Here is a 16,445-nt window from a genome sequence, read left to right as displayed (position 1 = left end):
GAGCAGAAGAGATTTCCTGAAGTGCGCTGGACTGTCTGCTATGGCGACCGCGGCCCCCTGGTCGCGTACGCTTGTCGACACGCTTGAGCTGCCGTTGCTGCGTGGAAGATTTCTCACACATGTTTCCGTCGTCCGCGTGAACCAGGTAGAGGTAACGAGGACGCGCAATATCGGTGAAGACGAGTCGGCAGACAATAGCCCGGCTCGCATTCGTTCCCGCCGCGAGGCTCTCGCTCGCGGTTGTCCGCAGGCGCGCATGACCTGGGCGATCAGCTGGCTGGCGCTGCAGGACACGCGTGCGGAATACAAAGAGGCGCGCAAGTTGCTGGCCTCCTATCACGATCGCTATGACGACGAGATCACTTTTATCCCCGGTGGTTATTTCGCGCCGATGTACAACACGCGTGAGGAGAATCGGCGGACGATTCACGAGGCGCTCGGACAGATTACGCAGATGGTTGGAGGCGGCTATCGTCCGCAATCCCTGATCGCCGGTTTTCTCGATGCGCAGAATCAATACTGGCTCGCACAGGACGAAGGCATCCACGTATGCCAGGGACAGATCTGGAGCCAGCACGGCATCGACCATGGCGATGGAGATGGCGGCATCTGCTATCCGTATTACCCAAGCAGGGAGCACTATCTGAAGCCCGCGCAGAGCAAGGCGGACTTTGTAGACTGCGTCTGCCTCGATGGCTGGACCTGCGATTTTCTTGCGGCGCGCCGCGAAGGCTTTAACGGTGGTTTCAACAGCCGCATGGGAGTGGGACCGATCGAGACGGTTCAGGACCTTGGGCGCGAGTTGGGCCGCAGAGAAATGATGGACACTACGGCTGTCCACTTCGATCGCGGCTATGCGCTGAACGGCTTTGGCTGGGTAACGGGAATATGGGAGACATCACTGGGCCATGATGAAGATCTCGCATGGTGGCTGCAATCCATCATGGAACGCTGGCCGGATACCCAGGTGGTGACGGAAGGCGAATTCGGCATGAAGTGGCGGGAACATTTCCACGATAATGCGCATGTGAACTATCGTTTTGAAGAGCAGGGAACTGGTGCGCCGGGCTCTGAGAAAAACCTCGAGATCTGCTGGTACATGAACCAAGAGTTCCGTCTCGCACTGCTGCATCCGATCGGCGGAGACAAGCCGCACGAGGTAATCGACTTTACTCGTTATGATCTTCCGGCGAGCGAACCGTCCGCGCCGCAGCGTGAGTGGAGCCTGATGAATGTGCTGAATCAGAAGGGCACACGTCCACAGGACAAGCCCCGTCGCTTGAGCGAACTTTCTCCTGAAGATCAGCGCCGCATCTACGCCCGCTATCCTACACTTCGCGCATGGGCCTGAGAGCTCACTGAGATCCGCTTGAGGTGGGATCCCAGTGAGCTGTGAGGAGTGGTGCTGGTCAGGCTATTCCTTCACGGAAAGGCTTGTGATGCGTACTGGTCCAAGTAAGCCCGAGGGAACAAGAGGCGAGTCCGCATGATAGGGCGTGATATCGGTGAAGGTGTACTTTACCGTCGCGTTGGGCTGCTGGTCGCCGATCAGGCGATTTACCCAGGGGTTGATCACCTTAACGGAAATCTCATTCTTTCCGGGGTGTAAGGCTCCGGAGATATCGACGCGGTAGGGAGCGTGCCAGGTAACGCCGAGATCCTTTCCGTTGACAGTGACATGGGCGAGATTCTTCACATCGCCGAGGTCGAGGTAGATCTTCGCGCCCTTGTGGAACCATGCTGCAGGCGCTTCGACGGTCTGAGTGTATGTTCCCGCACCGGAGAAATACTTGATTCCGGGATCGCTGTTCTCGCTCCAGGAGACGAGGGTCTGCAGCGTTGCGGATGGAGGAGCGCCTCGGCCCGCCTCGAAGCTTACATGCCATGGGCCTTGCAGCGTGGTCAGCTCATTCTCCGACGGTTGCGGTATCTGCCGGAAGGGAGCTGTCGCTTTGTGGCGAAAGACGACAAAGGCAGTGCCCCAGGCTTCCAGATGAAGAGGAACAGTAGTGCGGCCGTCAGCGATGGAATAAGAAGCCGGCTCGGATGAGCCTGTCTCTGCTTTCCATATCTCCGCGCTCCTGCCGGTCACCCGGAAACTTGCATCGATCGATGTTCCCTGGTCGCTGCGATTATCTACAAAATAGATGTCAGCATCTTTCGTCGTTCGATGGCTGAAGAGCACGCTCGGTTCGGTGCCTGCGCCTTGATAGTCAAAGTCCGGCGTAAGGCTGATTGCCTGAAAGACCTCAGAGAGAGGCTGTCCCGTGTAGACCGTGCCCTTGCCGACATGATGTACTCCTGATCCGTTACCGAACAGTTCTTCGTTCAGCCGATGGAATTCCGGCTGATCGTCTGCGAGGCTCGGATCGTCGGCAGGTTTTGGCCCCGTGACCGTGGCTCCTGCCTGTACCAGCTCGTGAATCGCACGCAGAACTGGTAGAGACATGTGCTGTGAGAAGGGGTCGAGTGCGAGAAGCCGGTAATGCATGCCGCTGGCCGTTGTGAGCGAGCCGTCGCTGGCAACGTGCAGCTCATGGATCAGGGCATCCGCGTTGATGTAGTCGAATCCATGTCCGGCAGGTATTGCCGGAGCAGAGCTTTCGAAGATCGAAGTGAGATTCGAATCTTCGCCGTAGAAGTAGACGATATCTGCAGCGTAGTGTCCCTGTTGCAGCATGTAACTTGTACGTGCAAGATAGCTGATCCAGGGACCGGCCTCTGTGGCCCACGTTTCATTGCGGTTGAACCATTGGCCGTAGGGCCCAAGCGTGAGTCCGGGTGCCTTACCGACAAGCGGCTGATGTGCGGACTCGTGAATGACGAAGCGATTGATGCCGTTCAGGAATTCCTGGTCCGCTGTTGGCTTCAGCGTGGCCGGAGACCATGCCCATGGCGCTTCTCCGGCGGTCATAGACTCGGCCGCAGCGATGTTCTGACCATAAATGTGAGCGACAGAGGCCGATTCGCGATCGTCTGCGTTGAAACGATACAACGTCTTATTCACGCCCGGTGTCTGCGTCCACATGGCGGACATAGGAATATCATCGAGCTTCTTCACTTCCATGCCGTCGGCGATAAAGGCGCGGCCGGATTCGTGCGACTCGCCGTAATGGCCCATGCCGCGCGCCTTGAGTGACGCTTCTACCTGGCCGTAGTGTTCGTCTGCGGTCAGGTCGGCGATGGTCTTGCGGAAGTCCCAAAGGAATCGGTCGCTCCCCGCCGCGCTTTGTACGACCTGTCCGGCGAGGACCGGCATCCATGGGGTCGGGTCGTAGCCACGCAGGCGTTTGAATTCAGCCACCATGTCATCGGTCCAGTTCTGTGCGCCGGCCTCCCAGCTGTCAGTGATGACGTAGCGGATGCCACGCGCGCCCATCTCCTCCGCGCCGACCGTGCGCTTGTAGCTATCGAGATACTGATCCATGTAATTGGCGACATACTTCCGATTCAGCTTGTCGACCTCGAGGCCGGTGGCTTCAGCTGTTGCAGGATGATTGGTGATGCCCAGCAGAGAATAGCCGAAGCGCAGTACGATCCAATGTCCGGAAGGAGGTGTCCAGTCGAGCGTGCCATCGGCCTTCATCTTGCCCGTCAGATCGATCACGTCCTGCTTTGCAACGACCGAGTCTGCGGGGGAATCCGGCGTCGCAAATGAGTAGAGGCTTGGCACTGGGAGGAACGCGGCCTTCTCTTCAAAGCGATGCACATGTGCATCGCTGAAGATTTGAAGCTCTTCGATATCAAATGCCTTCTTCGCTTTGCTCCTCGCATCGCTGAGTGTTTTGGGATCCATGTTTCTTATCCACTCGGGCAGTTCCGAGGGCGGCGTTGCCTTGAAGACAACGCGGTAGTACTTCGCCTTCACCGCGGGGAAGGCGAGGGTGTATTCGGGGGAATTGCCGTTGGGGATGTCGATGATCTTTCGGAAGGTCGTTCCATCGTCGCTGGCTTCCAGAGACTTCTCAGGGCGGGCTGTGCCGGCGAGATGTGCTTCCAGGCCGGAGGGCGTGTCCATGGCCAGTGTCAATCCACGAATCGTCTGCGGAGAAGGAAATTCGTACTGTACCCAGGCATCGCCGTGATCCGAGATCGGAATTTCGACGGTCTTTGTGAGATCGCCATCGGCGAGGAGTGCGGCATCCGCGCTCCCGGCACTGAATGTAATGCGAGGGCGCGAATCCGCCATTGCATTCGCATCGGCCGGGAGTTTGTAGGCAATTACGAGAGAGTCGGCATAGAACTGCGGGATACTCTTTGTGCCGTCGGGCGCAGTGATCATCTCGCGCGGGCCAAGATTCTGGAAGGGGCCGGTGTTGCCGGGGGGATGCGCCAGCGTTCCATGGAATGGCTTGCCGCCTTCTACCGGCGTAGCGCTCCAAACATACTTCTTCATGCCCTGCGAAGCAGGAACCCACGGACCTCCGGTTTCACTCCAGCCCGGTGAACCGGCAATCGCTTCTTCCATTCCGAGCTTATCCGCGGTTGCAGTTGCGAAGCGGAAGGCGTCCTGCCATTCGGGTGTCATGTAGACGAGCCGTTGGGGCACGACCTGCGGGGTTGAGATTGCGGCGTCGAACATCTGGAAGCCGTCGATGCCCACGCTGTGCATCCAGTGAAGATCCAGATCGATGCCCTGCTTGCTGATGTTGCCGTTCATCCAATGCCACCACACGCGTGGATGAGCGCCGGGCGGCGGATTCAGAAAGCCTTGCAGCAGAGAATCTGGCTCCTGCGCGTAGGACGGCATCGAAACGGCAAGGTTGCCGAGCATGGCGAGAGCAAGGATTGTTGTGCGACGGGCAGCCATCGAATACTCCTCATTCAGAAAAGCAGTGGGACTCAGAGCACATCGTAGAGAGCGATGTGCCTGACGGCCACCTGATAACACATTTGGTACCATTAGGGCAACAGAACCATTAGAGAGCTTGCTGCCGTATCGTATCGTGCGAGCTTTCGGGCCGCTTTTCCAACCATCGCATAACAGGGGAATCGATGCAGACCAGCAGGAGAGATGTCTTACGCCTGATCGCTGCGAGTGGTGCGGCGTGCCTCTCAGCGCCGCTTGCGCAAGCGTTGAGCGGCGATGAGCCGATTCTCGACTGCCACATCCACCTCTTCGATCCGCGCCGGCCGGGCGGAATTCCGTGGCCTCTGCCGGGCGATGCGATCTATGCTCCCGCGTTGCCAGATCGCTATGCTGCGATCGCAACGCCGTTCGGAGTGCGTGGCGCGATCGTTGTCGAGGCCAGCCCGCGTATGGAAGACAATGACTGGGTGCTGCAGGTTGCAGCGGCGAATCCCATCATCGTTGGCTTTATCGGAGATCTGATTCCCGGTGCAGTTCGCTATGACCAGCAACTGGACCGGCTTCGCGCAAATCCGCTCTTCCTGGGCTTCCGCTATGGCAACCTGTGGAGTCGCAGCCTGTCGTCGGATAGCCGCAATCCCGGCTTTGTGGATGGGCTCAGGCGTTTGGCCGATGCAGGTCTCGTGCTGGAGTCTGCGAATCCCGATCCGGAGCTGATCGCAGCGCTTCTCGGCATCTCAGCCCGCATTCCTGATCTGCGCATTGTCGTCGATCATCTTCCCTCTCTGCAGATGCCTGTGGACTCCAGTGCTCGCAGAAGCTATCTCGACAACCTGCACCGGCTGGCCGCGAATCAGAATGTTTTCGTGAAGCTCTCAGAGATTCCGGTGCGTATCGACGGGAGTACACGGCTCGATCTGCCGTACTATCGGGATCATCTCGATGAGATATGGAATGTCTTCGGCGAAGACCGTGTCCTCTTTGGCAGCGACTGGCCGAACAGCGATCATCTCGCCATCTATGGAGACACACTGAAGCTTGTGCGTTCGTACATGGATGCGAAGACGAAAGTGCAGCGCCACAAGTTCTTCTGGAGTAATTCCATCCGCGCCTATCGCTGGAAGCCGCGCAACGGGGAGCAGGAGCCCGTGTGAAGATAGCCTTCGCGCAGGCATAAGTCCGTCGTATTGCAGGCGCTGCGGCGACAAACGGATTTGTTCGTGTTGGGACTAAGCTGGCCGAGTGTACTGCCGCGGAGAGCAGCCCATCACGCGGCGGAAGGCCTTGCCAAAGGCGCTGTCGGAGACATAGCCGAGCGATTGTGCAATGGTGGAGAGGCTTTCCGACGAGTCCTTCAGGCGATCGGCGGCCAGCAGCATGCGCCAGCGCGTGAGGTATTCCATCGGCGCAACGCCCACAATCTCGCGGAAGCGGAGTGCGAAGACAGAGCGCGACATGCCGACCCGTTCGGCGAGCAGTTGCAGCGTCCATGGATGGCCCGGCGTGTCGTGCATGCTGGAGATTGCAACCCTCATACGTTTATCCGACAACGCTGCGAGCCAGCCGCGGCCTGCATTGGAGGCGTCCGACACATGCAGGCGCAGAGCCTGGATCAGCATGGTGTAGGCCAGTTGCTGCGTGATAAGGGAACTGCCCGGCTGCGGATCGCGAAGCTCTTCCCGCATGCGCTCGAGCGCCCAGCGCATCGCAGCCTTGTCCGATTCGCGACGAATGTGGACGACGGGTGGCAGAGACTGTAAGAGCATGTCGGCATGGCTTCCGGCAAAGCCGAAGAAGCCGCCGGCGATATAGCGCGCACCGTCGACCACATCGCTGCACATGCCGAGCTGGGTGCGGAGGACCGCGTAGTGGACAGGCTCAAGCGAGAGCTCGGTCTTGAGCTGGAACGGAAGCCCGCGCGGCAGCACAAAGCAATCGCCGGCTCGCAACAGAATCGGCTCGGCCTCGCCTTCCACCACCAGCCAGCATTCTCCGGCGAGCATGGCATAGCACTTGATGCCCTGGTGCTGCGGAAAGTAGATCGCCACTTCGTCGGGCACGGAGAAGCCACCAGAGACATAGGTTCGCGGCTTCATGAGCGTGAGCATCTCGGAGAGCGGGTCCATGCGTTCTCCCGATCCGATGGCTGCGCCCGGAGGCGGTTCCAGCGGCGCAGCGGACGGGCTTTCTCTCTCGCTTTCCCGGATTGGCAGGACGATTGGGCTAATCATTCGGACTTTTAGTATAGATCGTCCGTGATTCTGACCCATCTACTCATCGACGGCCTAAGAAAGGTTTGTCATTCATGAGATTTGAGGAGACATCAGCATGCGTATCTTTGTGACCGGAGCAGCAGGATTCATCGCATCAGCGCTCATTCCTGAGCTGAAGCAGGCGGGGCACCAGGTGTTGGGGCTTACGCGTTCGGAGGCAGGTGCGGAGAAGCTGCGGGCAGCAGGAGTCGAAGTGCTCCACGGCAATATCGAGGACCTCGACAGCCTGAGAAAAGGGGCCGCCAATTCCGACGGTGTGATTCATCTGGCTTTCAACCATGACTTCTCGCAGTTCATGAAGAATTGCGAGGACGACCGCAAGGCGATCCAGGCGATTGGCGAAGTGTTGCTTGGTTCGAATCGTCCGTTCATTATGACGTCGGGGACGGCGATCGCCGCCAACATTGATGGCAAGCCTTCCACCGAAGATAGCCCTACTGAATCGTGGAATCCACGCGCAGCCTCTGAAGCCGTGATGAACGAACTGAAGGAGCGCGGCGTAAACACCACGATCGTGCGTCTGCCGCAGGTGCATGACACGCGCAAGCAGGGGTTGACGCCCTATGTGCACGCGGTAGCACGCGAGAAAGGTGTGTCGGCGTACATTGGCGACGGCAGCAACCGCTGGCCGGCGGCTCCGGTCGCATCTGTTGGGCAGCTCTATCGTCTGGCGTTCGAAAAGGCAGAGGCTGGTTCGATCTATCACGCAGTCGATGAAGAGGGCGTCTCGATGAAGGCGATTGCCGAAGCGCTGGGACGCGGACTCAAGGTTCCTGTCGTGAGCATCAAGCCTGAAGAGGCCGAAGCGCACTTCGGATGGCTCGCTCGCTTCGCTGCGCATGACATGCCGGCTTCGAGCGCGATCACGCGGAAGAAACTGAACTGGACGCCTGCCGGTCCTAGCCTGATCGAAGATCTCGACGGCATGGACTACTCGCTGAACCCGCTGGGCTAAGTCATCGTTGGAGAGAAGCGCATCGGCAATGATTTCCGATGCGCTTCTGCCTTATAGGGATCAAGCGGATCGATCGGGAACGCTGATGCTCGACGTTTTATTCGTTGCGCAGGGCTCGTACCGGATCGACCGAAGCCGCGCGATGCGCGGGCAGGAGTGTCGCGAGAAGCCCGATGCCGATCAAGGTGATGGAAGAGAGTCCAAGAGCCAGGAAGCTCGTAGCTGCGGAATCATGCAGGAGACGGCGCGCGGTCCATGCTGCGACGCACGCCAGCGCCGCTCCGGGCACCATGCCGGTGAGCAGAATGCCAAGCGTCTGACGGAGAAAAAGGCTGCGGACCTGGTATCGCGTGGCTCCGAGCGCCATGCGCACGCCAATCTCGGATGTACGGCTGGCTACGCGGAAGCTCAGCAATCCATAAAAGCCGATGGCCGCAAGCGCGAGTGTCATGGCGCCGAACGCGCCGGTGAGCCTGGCCAGAAGATTCTCGCGGATCAGTGTGTCGCCGAGCTCGATATTCAGCGGTGTGATCTCGAGGATGGGCAGATCCGGCGCCATGTTGTGCAGCGCGTTGCGCAACTCGGAAGACAGCGTCGCTGTTGAGCCTTCCGAGCGAACCTCGATCCAGTGAATCGAGGCCGGCCTCTGCGCGATAGGCGCGAAGAGGGAAGGTGGCGGCGGTTCGCCTGGCCCGTCGAAGCTTGCGTCCGCAACTTCGCCGACAACGAGATACTCGTGATCGCCGGGGGCTGCGGTGTAGCCGATCCAGTGGCCGACCGGGCTTTCATTGCCGAAGAGCTGGCGCGCATAGGAACGGCTGAGGATCGCTACTGGCTGCGTGTGCTTCTGGTCCTGCTCGGTAAACGCGCGTCCATCGAGCAGGGGAATGCCGAGTGCGGAAAAGTAGCCGGGGCTCACACGATCTTCTTCGCCATGCAGCGCGGCTTCCGAGCTCTCGCGGCCGTAGGCGTGGATCTGCGTGTTCCATCCGCACAGGGGAATGCCGCACATGTGCACGGCTACGCTGCGTACTCCGGGCAATACGCTGATTCCGGAGACGAGGCGGTCATAGAAGGCGGGCAAGTCCGTCTGTCGATCCGCGAAACCTGTGTTTTCCATATCTACCCGCACGGAGAGCACATGATCGCGATCGAAGCCGGTATCGATGCGTGCCAGACTGCGCAGGCTCTGCGCGAAGAGGGCAGCCGCCGAAAGCAGCAGCAGGGAAAAGCTTACCTGCGCGGCCAGAAGCACGCTCGATCCGCGCCGGCTGCGCAGGCTGGATGCGCCGGAGCGCGTGTGCAGGCTGGCAGCAAAACTCCGGTGGGTCATACGCCATGCGGGAAGCACGCCGAAGGCGGCCATCGCTCCGAGCAGGCAGCAGACATAGACACATGCGGCGAGCGGTCCCATTGAGGTATCGATCGGGAGAGGTTCGTAGCGTCCCGAGACCCAGTGCAGCAGGAGCGATGTGCATGCACGTGCCGTGAAATATGCGAGCACGCCACCCGCGAATGCCAGCAGAGCTGCTTCCGTCGTGACCTGCGCGAGGATGCGTCCTCGGCGCGCGCCGAGAGCGATGCGTGTTGCAAATTCCTGCTGGCGCCGCTGAAGGCGGGCCATCTGCAGGTTCGCGAGGTTGAGGCACCCAATCAGCAGAACGACAACGGCCATGGCCATGAGAACAGCCAGAGGCGTGCCGTAATACTCTCCCAGCGAACCTTCGCCGCGCGCGGCGGAAACCAGTGAGACCTGCGCATGCAGAATGCGGCTCGCGGCCTCTGGGCTATGTTCTTCGCTGGCCCGTATGGAGAGGTCAGGCGCAAGGGCTGCGCTCCATTTGGCTGTGGCTGCTGCTTTGTCTCTTTTATCGGCACGTGCGAGCGTGTTGAGCCAGAAGATCGTAGGCTGGCTGCGATACGGCTTTTCCAGGTGCACATCGTAACCCGGACCGAGAGAATCGAATGCCACGGAAAGTGCGCCGGTGGATTGCGCTGCCAGCGGGAACCACAGATCGGGAGCCTGACCTGGCACGATGCCCTCGAAATTCGAAGGCGCAACGCCGATCACGACAATCGGCAGGCTGTTGTAGATGGCATGCGCTCCGACTGCGGCGGCAGTCTTCCCGTAGTGTGCACGCGCATAGCCGTATCGCAGGATGACAGGCCACTCGCTCTGCGGGCGGTCATCGTCGCCGTCGAGAAAGAAGCGGCCGGCGGCGGGTTTGAGGCTCAGCACGCGGAAGAAATTATCGGAGACAATCTGAAAGCTGATGCGGCTGGTCGTTCCGGAAGACTCCTGGAGCACGCCCATGCCGTCGCCTGAACGCGCGAATACCGGAACATCCGGCGTGGCCGTACGAAGCCTGCGGTATGCGGGGTAGGAGAGAAACCATTTGCCGTCGAAGGGCGATGGGACTGCACGGATGGAATAGAGCTGTTGCGGTTGCGCGACGGGAAGTGGAGCAAATAGCACGCCGTAGAGAAGCTGGAAGATGGCCAGGTTCGCGCCGATTGCAATCGCAAGCGTAAGAACAGTGGTGACCGCGAAGGCCGGCGACTTGCAGAGCTGACGCAACGCATAGCGCAGATCTGCCCAGAGGTTTGCAAGTATCAGGGCTGCGTCGGAGGCGACGACTCGCTCGCGCGTTGTGACAGGGTTGCCGAAGCGGAGCAGCGCATCACGCCGGGCCTGCTCCTGCGAGAGTCCGCGCGCGAGATTGTCTTCTGTTCGCATCTCGATGTGCGACTGCAGCTCCGCCTGGATTTCGCGTTCGAGAGCTGCGCGGGTGAAGAGATTGGCGATGCGGCGAAAGATCGGCAAGAGGACCTTCTACGCGTAACGAAGTATGGAGCGGACGCCTTTGACAAAGTGCTCGAAGCTCTCTTCGGCGGATGCAAGATGCTCTTTGCCCACGGGCGTAAGGCGGTAAAACTTGGCCTTACGCTTTGTCTCGGTAAGAGCCCACTCGGATGTGATCCAGCCGCTCTGCTCCATGCGATGAAGCGCAGGGTAGAGAGAGCCCTCTTCCACGTGCAGTAACTCTCCGGAGGCTTTTTCGATGTGCACGACGATGCCGTAGCCATGCATCTCGCCAGTCTGCGAAAGTGTCTTCAGGATGAGCAGGTCGATGGCTCCCTGCATATCGTTCTTAGGCATAGCTTCCGATCGCTCTTCTCGCTATGCGTGAACGTGTCTGCGGTTCGAACGGCGCTTGTGCGCGAGCCGCGGAGAGTAGTTCCACTCGCGCACGGGGCCAACGTCGATATGCACGAACTGGCTCGTCGGATAGTAGCCCACGCCTCCGGCATGCAGAGAGAGAGCCGCAACCCGGAGCAGGGAAGCCGATACGCCTGGAACACGGATATCGAGCGCCTTGGCCACGATGTGCTGGGAGTGCAGTGCAGCGTTGGTTCCGCCCTCGAGACGCAGCATATCGTTCGTCTCCTGCGAGCGGTACGCCGAGAGGATATCCACGGAATCTTCGGTCCTGCCGATCTTGGCGAGAACCGTGTGCAGCAGGTCGAACGTTCGGGGATCGAAGTTCGGAACATCGCCGTTGTGGCTGTCGCAGAGGAACTGGTTCAGCTGATCGAGCGCTTCGGGGATGTAGACATCGCCAATGCGATAGACGACATCCACCGTCTGGCCATCGCCGGAGCGTGCGAGCTTCAGTTCATACCGTTCGCCTGTATCGGGGACATCCTCTTCGTCGGACATCTGGAGTCCGGGTGAGGGAAGCGCTACGTTGAAAAGGCTGCGAGCCATTGCGCCCAGGCGGGAGTGCTTATGCAGCTTCAGGGGACGGGCATGCGCCTCCGTCGCCGTCAGCAGGAATGCCGCCGCGGCGAACAGGACGAATATTGCGCGAGCGCTGCGAGTGCGCCGGGCTTTCTGCGAAAGCCCGATCAAAGTGCGCAGTCCGATGGCTTTCTGCCGATGGTTGTCAGGCATCCATTACCCCAAGAAGTCTATGTATAAGAGACCATATACAAAGCCCTCTAGGTGTCGCAAGGAAATTCCTCATTTTTTCATCGTAGAAACGTGACTGTAACCGGATGAAGAAGCACGCCCGGGAAGGATCGCCGGGAGCTCATCTTTTCATGCCCGGTTTGGCGAATCTCTGAGGAGTTAAGGGGTGCGCTGCACCCATTGGTTGCGCCATGCCGGTGCATCGAAGGGGTCTGCGAAGTACTGGGTCTCGTGCACGACCTTGCTGCCGCGGAATTCCATGATGCTTACCGTATATGCGGGCCGCCCCTGGTAGGAGATGATGTATTCCGTAACCCAGAGATTTCCGTTTCCGAGGATTCGCCGCACCTGAAAGCCCGCGGGTTTGCCGGGGTGATGGCTCCGCAGGGCCTGCAGATTGCGACGGCCCAGGATTCGCTCCCCCGATTGGGGATAGTCGCAGATCGCATCGTCTTCGTAGATATCGTGCTCTGCCTCCGCATCGCCAGCGGCGGAGGCCTGCCAGTGAGCGTTCAAGGCTGCGCGGATCTGTTCGTCCTGCATGGTTGGCTCCGGATGTTCGAGGGCTCCTACGCTTTCTCTACCCGTGGAATGAAGCCCGGCGAGCCGGTGTTCACCACATCGTTGAGCCGCTGCCTGGTCTCGATGCGATTGATCTCGTGGAACGCGTCTTCGGGAAGGGCGGAGATGTCGAAGTTCTCCCGTGCGCGAGCCGCAGATTTGGGCGTGGTGAGCAAGGCAGTCCCGCGCTGGACGGCCCATGCCAGCACCACCTGTGCAGGTGTCTTTCCGACACGCGCTGCAATCCCGGTGATGACCGGATCTTTCAGCAGATCGCTCACGCCGTGCCCCAGCGGCGCAAATGCCAGCAATACGACACCGTTCCGGTTACAGAAATCGAGGAGCTCGGTCTCGGGGAGATAGGGGTGTGATTCCACCTGGACCACCGCGGGCTTGATCCTCGCAGCCTGGTAGATGGGCGAGAGTCCGTCAAGGGTGATGTCTGACAGCCCGATGGCCCGGCACCTGCCGCTATCCACAAGCTCTTCCAGGGCTCCCCAGGTTTCAAGCAGGGTCACGCCGTCATCGTAGATCACGCGGCCGTCCTGGTCTCTCGGGTCGTATTCCTCTCCCGGCTGGAATGCGAAAGGTGTGTGAATGAGATAGAGGTCCAGGTAATCAAGGCCAAGTCTTTGCAGACTGGCCTCAAAGGCTGGCTTCACGCGTTCCGGACGATGGTTCGTGTTCCACAATTTTGTGGTCACAAATATCTCGTCGCGTGTGAGTCCTTCGGCGGCCAGGCCTGCCTGGAATGCTTCCCCAACCTGTCGCTCGTTCAGGTATCGCTCGGCACAGTCGAAATGCCGGAAGCCTGCTGCCAGCGCATCCCGGGTAGCCGTGATTGTCACGGCAGGGTCGGGGATCAGCGTACCGAAGCCGAGCGCAGGTATATGGCCGCTTCCGTGGGTGAGCGGGATTCTCTTCCACTGCAAGTCTGTTCCCCGAAGGTCCGTTTGAGGTTCCGTAGATTCGATCAAGGAGACACCTCCGCCACGTTGTGCGCACTGCTGCGCCGCGGGCGCGACCCTCCGGATGACTTCCCGTGGCTGCTCTTTTCCGGCTCCGGGCAGGGGTCAGCAAACGCGGAACAGCTGCAGTACGTTTGGGCAGAATTAGAGCAGAGAAAACCTCGCTGCGTCTATCGCGAAGCTGTCGGCTGTAGCCTCCGCGATGGGAACGTTCTCTCCTGCTATTCCAGCCTTAGAGCCGTCATTGGATCGACGCGGGTAGCCCGCCGCGCGGGAACCCATGTGGACAGCAGTGCGATCGCACACAGCCCGAGCGGCATGGCGATGAAGGCCACCGGATCGAGCGTCTTCACCCCAAAGAGAAAGCTCGACAGGAAGCGCGTCAGGCCGAAGGCTCCGCCGATGCCGATTGCCACGCCGATCAGCGCCAGCATCATGCCCTGCCGGATGACCGTGAGGCGCAGGTCGGAGGCCTGCGCCCCCAGCGCCATGCGGATGCCGAGTTCCTGCGTCCTCTGCTGCACCGAATAGGACATGACTCCGTAGACGCCGATTGCGGCCATGATCAGCGCCGCGGCTCCGAAGACACTGAGCAGCAGCATGTTGAAGCGCTGGCGTGCGGTGTTGCGCGCCTCGATCTCCTCCATGGTGCGGATGTGGGCCACAGGCAGTCCACCGCTGGTCTCGCGCAACGCTGCGGTGATCGCGGGAACGAGCGTTCGCGGATCGACCTGCGTGCGGATCATCCACCAGAGCGGCGTGACGCGGGAATTGAGCGCGGTCTCGAGATCGGGCATCTGCGCCATCGGGATATACATGGCGGGACGTGGCTCAATGCCGGGGCCCATCTCGTGCGTGTTGCCCACGATGCCGATCACCTGCCGCGGTCCTTCGGCAAAGGCCGGTCCCACGCCCGGTGCAATCTGGATGCGGTCGTTCAGAGGATCGCCCTTCGGCCAGTATTGCTTTGCCATGGCTTCATTGATGACAGCTACCAGCGGCGTCCCCGCGCCGTCCTGCTCGGTGAAGGCGCGGCCGCGCAGCAGTGGGATTTTGAGGGCGTTGAAGTAACTCCAGGAGATGGAGTCGAAGGTTGCATCGCCGGTGAAAGGCCCATCTCCCTTCGGACGCCCGACAACATCAAAGACCATCCCGAAGCTGCCCACCATGGGCAGGCCGTTGCTCACACCTACGTCGATCACCCCTGGAACGGTGAGCACGCGATCCGTACCGTCGCGGATGACCTGCGCGACCGGTGCGGTGGTCTGGAAGCGGCTGCCGCTGACGGACATGGCCATGCTGATGACGTTGTGCATGGCGAAGCCGGGATCAACTGCCTGCAGCTTGAGGAAGGTGCGGATGAGCAGCGCGGCGCCAATCACGAGGACCAGCGTAAGCCCCATTTCGAGAACCACCAGGCTCGAGCCGAGTTTGCTGCTGCGCGTGCCGATGCCGGAGCGGCTGCCATTCTCATTGAGCGCGGACAAAAGGTTCGGCCGGGATGCGCTGACGGCCGGGAACAACCCGAAAAGCACACCGGTGAGCAGGGAGAGGCCAAGAGTGAAGAGCAGGATCGCTGGATCGAGGGTGATGTGGCCGCCGTCTTCACCAATACGAGGAATATTGCCGGGATTGATGCTGAGTAACAGGCGAACGCCGGCGTATCCGAGGATGAGGCCGAGTACGCCGCCGGCGAGCGAGAGAGTAAGGCTCTCGGTCAGCAGCTGGCGAAGGATTTGCCCGCGTCCTGCGCCGAGGGCTGCGCGTGTGGCAAACTCCCGTCTCCTTGAGGAGGCCTTTGCCAGCAGCAGATTTGCGACATTCGCACAGGCGATGAGGAGAACGAGGCCGACGGCTCCCAGCAGCACCAGGAGCGGGAAGCGCGTATCTCCGATGGATGCCTCCTGGAATAACTGGACGTCGAAGCTGCCGTGGGGCGGAAGCGACTGGACGCCATAGGCAGCCCGGTACTGGTCGGCGGCGATCCGGAGCTGGGCATTGGCCTGTGCAAGCGTGATGCCGGGCCGCAGGCGCGCGGCCGCGGTGAAGTAGTGGGCCATGTCCTGCGAGTTGAGGTCGAACTGAAACGGCACCCAGAGGTCGGCGGGCGTGTCGGTGACAAAGCTGCGGCCGATGACGCCGACGATCAGGTAAGGCTGGCCATCGAGCTGGATGGTCGATCCCACGGCCTTCGGGCTGGCTCCGAAGCGGGTCTTCCACAGCTCGTAGCTGATGACAGTCACCTGGCCGCCGTGCGGGCTATCTTCGGCCGCGGTGAAGGTGCGTCCTGCGACCAGAGGTGCGCCGAACAGGGCGAAGTAATCCGTCGAGACATGGATGCCCTGCACCTGCTGCGGATGATCACCGCCGGTGATGTTCATGCCGGCGCCGCCGAAGTCATACGCGGCAACGCGCTCGAAGACACTGGTCTGCTGCCGCCAGATGTTGAACTTGGGAATATTGGCGGCGGCGAAAGCGCCCTGGGGGCCGGTGTTGCGCAGCTCGACCAGTGACTGGGGATCAGGGTAGGTGAGCGGCTTGAGGAGAACAGCGTTGATCACCGAGAAGACCGCGGTATTTACGCCAATGCCCACAGCGATGACAAGGATGGCGATGAGGGTGAAGCCCGGCGTCTTGCCGAGACTCCGCAGCGCGAAGCGGAGATCCCGCCAGAGATCTTCGAGCCAGGGAATCGAACGGTTACGCCACACCTCTTCGCGAATCGTACGAGGGTTGCCGAGACATAGCCGTGCCTGGCGTTGAGCTTCCTCTGGCGAAAGACCTCGCGCGGCGTTCTCGTCCTGAAGATGGGCGAGATGAGATGCAATCTCGTCGGCAAGCTCCTGGTCTTTCCGCGATCGATCCGTAAAACGCCGTATGCTCATCTGCTTTGCCTCCCGCGCTG

The 16,445-nt window shown here is 60.5% G+C and carries 11 protein-coding genes; 3 read left to right on the top strand and 8 right to left on the bottom strand.

Annotated elements, in window-relative coordinates:
• Positions 1–40: 40 nt before the first annotated feature.
• The gene (locus QM649_RS14245) at positions 41–1,351 is read left to right on the top strand and encodes a DUF3863 domain-containing protein (RefSeq protein WP_415199717.1); all 1,311 of its coding nucleotides are present in this window, start codon (positions 41–43) and stop codon (positions 1,349–1,351) included.
• 63 nt (positions 1,352–1,414) lie between these two features.
• Here the strand turns inward: QM649_RS14245 and QM649_RS14240 are convergent, their stop codons facing one another.
• Positions 1,415–4,810, bottom strand: a complete 3,396-nt coding sequence (locus tag QM649_RS14240; RefSeq protein ID WP_415199716.1) for a glycosyl hydrolase — start codon at positions 4,808–4,810, stop codon at positions 1,415–1,417.
• A gap of 185 nt (positions 4,811–4,995) precedes the next feature.
• Here QM649_RS14240 and QM649_RS14235 point away from each other — a divergent pair, with 185 nt between their 5' ends.
• Positions 4,996–5,964, top strand: coding sequence for an amidohydrolase family protein (locus QM649_RS14235; RefSeq protein ID WP_415199715.1), 969 nt, complete (start codon positions 4,996–4,998; stop codon positions 5,962–5,964).
• 75 nt (positions 5,965–6,039) lie between these two features.
• Here QM649_RS14235 and QM649_RS14230 read toward each other — a convergent pair whose 3' ends face one another.
• Positions 6,040–6,936: an AraC family transcriptional regulator gene (locus QM649_RS14230; protein ID WP_415199714.1), complete on the bottom strand. Its 897-nt coding sequence runs from the start codon at positions 6,934–6,936 to the stop codon at positions 6,040–6,042.
• A 202-nt stretch (positions 6,937–7,138) separates the two neighbouring features.
• Between QM649_RS14230 and QM649_RS14225 the strand changes: the two genes are divergently transcribed.
• Positions 7,139–8,038 carry an SDR family oxidoreductase gene (locus QM649_RS14225; RefSeq protein ID WP_415199713.1) on the top strand — a complete coding sequence of 300 codons (900 nt, stop codon included), beginning with the start codon at positions 7,139–7,141 and terminating at the stop codon, positions 8,036–8,038.
• Positions 8,039–8,135: 97 nt separating this feature from the next.
• Here the strand turns inward: QM649_RS14225 and QM649_RS14220 are convergent, their stop codons facing one another.
• From QM649_RS14220 to QM649_RS14195, 6 genes are all read right to left on the bottom strand, one after another.
• Positions 8,136–10,862 (bottom strand): ADOP family duplicated permease, encoded by a 2,727-nt coding sequence (locus QM649_RS14220; protein WP_415199712.1) that lies wholly within the window; start codon positions 10,860–10,862, stop codon positions 8,136–8,138.
• 9 nt (positions 10,863–10,871) lie between these two features.
• A complete protein-coding gene (locus QM649_RS14215; protein WP_415199711.1) occupies positions 10,872–11,198 on the bottom strand; it encodes a PadR family transcriptional regulator in 327 nt (108 codons plus the stop codon).
• A 21-nt stretch (positions 11,199–11,219) separates the two neighbouring features.
• Positions 11,220–11,993: a YcbK family protein gene (locus QM649_RS14210; RefSeq protein WP_415199710.1), complete on the bottom strand. Its 774-nt coding sequence runs from the start codon at positions 11,991–11,993 to the stop codon at positions 11,220–11,222.
• 177 nt (positions 11,994–12,170) lie between these two features.
• On the bottom strand, positions 12,171–12,554 hold the full coding sequence (locus tag QM649_RS14205; protein ID WP_415199709.1) for a nuclear transport factor 2 family protein: 384 nt from the start codon (positions 12,552–12,554) through the stop codon (positions 12,171–12,173).
• Positions 12,555–12,580: 26 nt separating this feature from the next.
• The gene (locus QM649_RS14200) at positions 12,581–13,504 is read right to left on the bottom strand and encodes an aldo/keto reductase (RefSeq protein WP_415199708.1); all 924 of its coding nucleotides are present in this window, start codon (positions 13,502–13,504) and stop codon (positions 12,581–12,583) included.
• A gap of 257 nt (positions 13,505–13,761) precedes the next feature.
• On the bottom strand, positions 13,762–16,425 hold the full coding sequence (locus QM649_RS14195) for an ADOP family duplicated permease (RefSeq protein WP_415199707.1): 2,664 nt from the start codon (positions 16,423–16,425) through the stop codon (positions 13,762–13,764).
• Positions 16,426–16,445 lie beyond the last annotated feature (20 nt).

This window comes from Silvibacterium sp. (assembly GCF_047605705.1).
In the GTDB taxonomy this organism is placed as follows: Bacteria; Acidobacteriota; Terriglobia; order Terriglobales; family Acidobacteriaceae; genus Silvibacterium.
Note: the sequence above shows the minus strand (reverse complement) of the source record. Positions and strands in the feature narration are given on the sequence as shown.

What these genes read in the sequence shown, in the direction of transcription:
- QM649_RS14245 (WP_415199717.1), top strand. Translation starts at nt 41, where the DNA reads ATGGCGACCGCGGCCCCCTGGTCGCGTACGCTTGTCGACACGCTTGAG.
- QM649_RS14240 (WP_415199716.1), bottom strand. Translation starts at nt 4,810, where the DNA reads ATGGCTGCCCGTCGCACAACAATCCTTGCTCTCGCCATGCTCGGCAAC.
- QM649_RS14235 (WP_415199715.1), top strand. Translation starts at nt 4,996, where the DNA reads ATGCAGACCAGCAGGAGAGATGTCTTACGCCTGATCGCTGCGAGTGGT.
- QM649_RS14230 (WP_415199714.1), bottom strand. Translation starts at nt 6,936, where the DNA reads ATGGACCCGCTCTCCGAGATGCTCACGCTCATGAAGCCGCGAACCTAT.
- QM649_RS14225 (WP_415199713.1), top strand. Translation starts at nt 7,139, where the DNA reads ATGCGTATCTTTGTGACCGGAGCAGCAGGATTCATCGCATCAGCGCTC.
- QM649_RS14215 (WP_415199711.1), bottom strand. Translation starts at nt 11,198, where the DNA reads ATGCCTAAGAACGATATGCAGGGAGCCATCGACCTGCTCATCCTGAAG.
- QM649_RS14210 (WP_415199710.1), bottom strand. Translation starts at nt 11,993, where the DNA reads ATGCCTGACAACCATCGGCAGAAAGCCATCGGACTGCGCACTTTGATC.
- QM649_RS14205 (WP_415199709.1), bottom strand. Translation starts at nt 12,554, where the DNA reads ATGCAGGACGAACAGATCCGCGCAGCCTTGAACGCTCACTGGCAGGCC.
- QM649_RS14195 (WP_415199707.1), bottom strand. Translation starts at nt 16,425, where the DNA reads ATGAGCATACGGCGTTTTACGGATCGATCGCGGAAAGACCAGGAGCTT.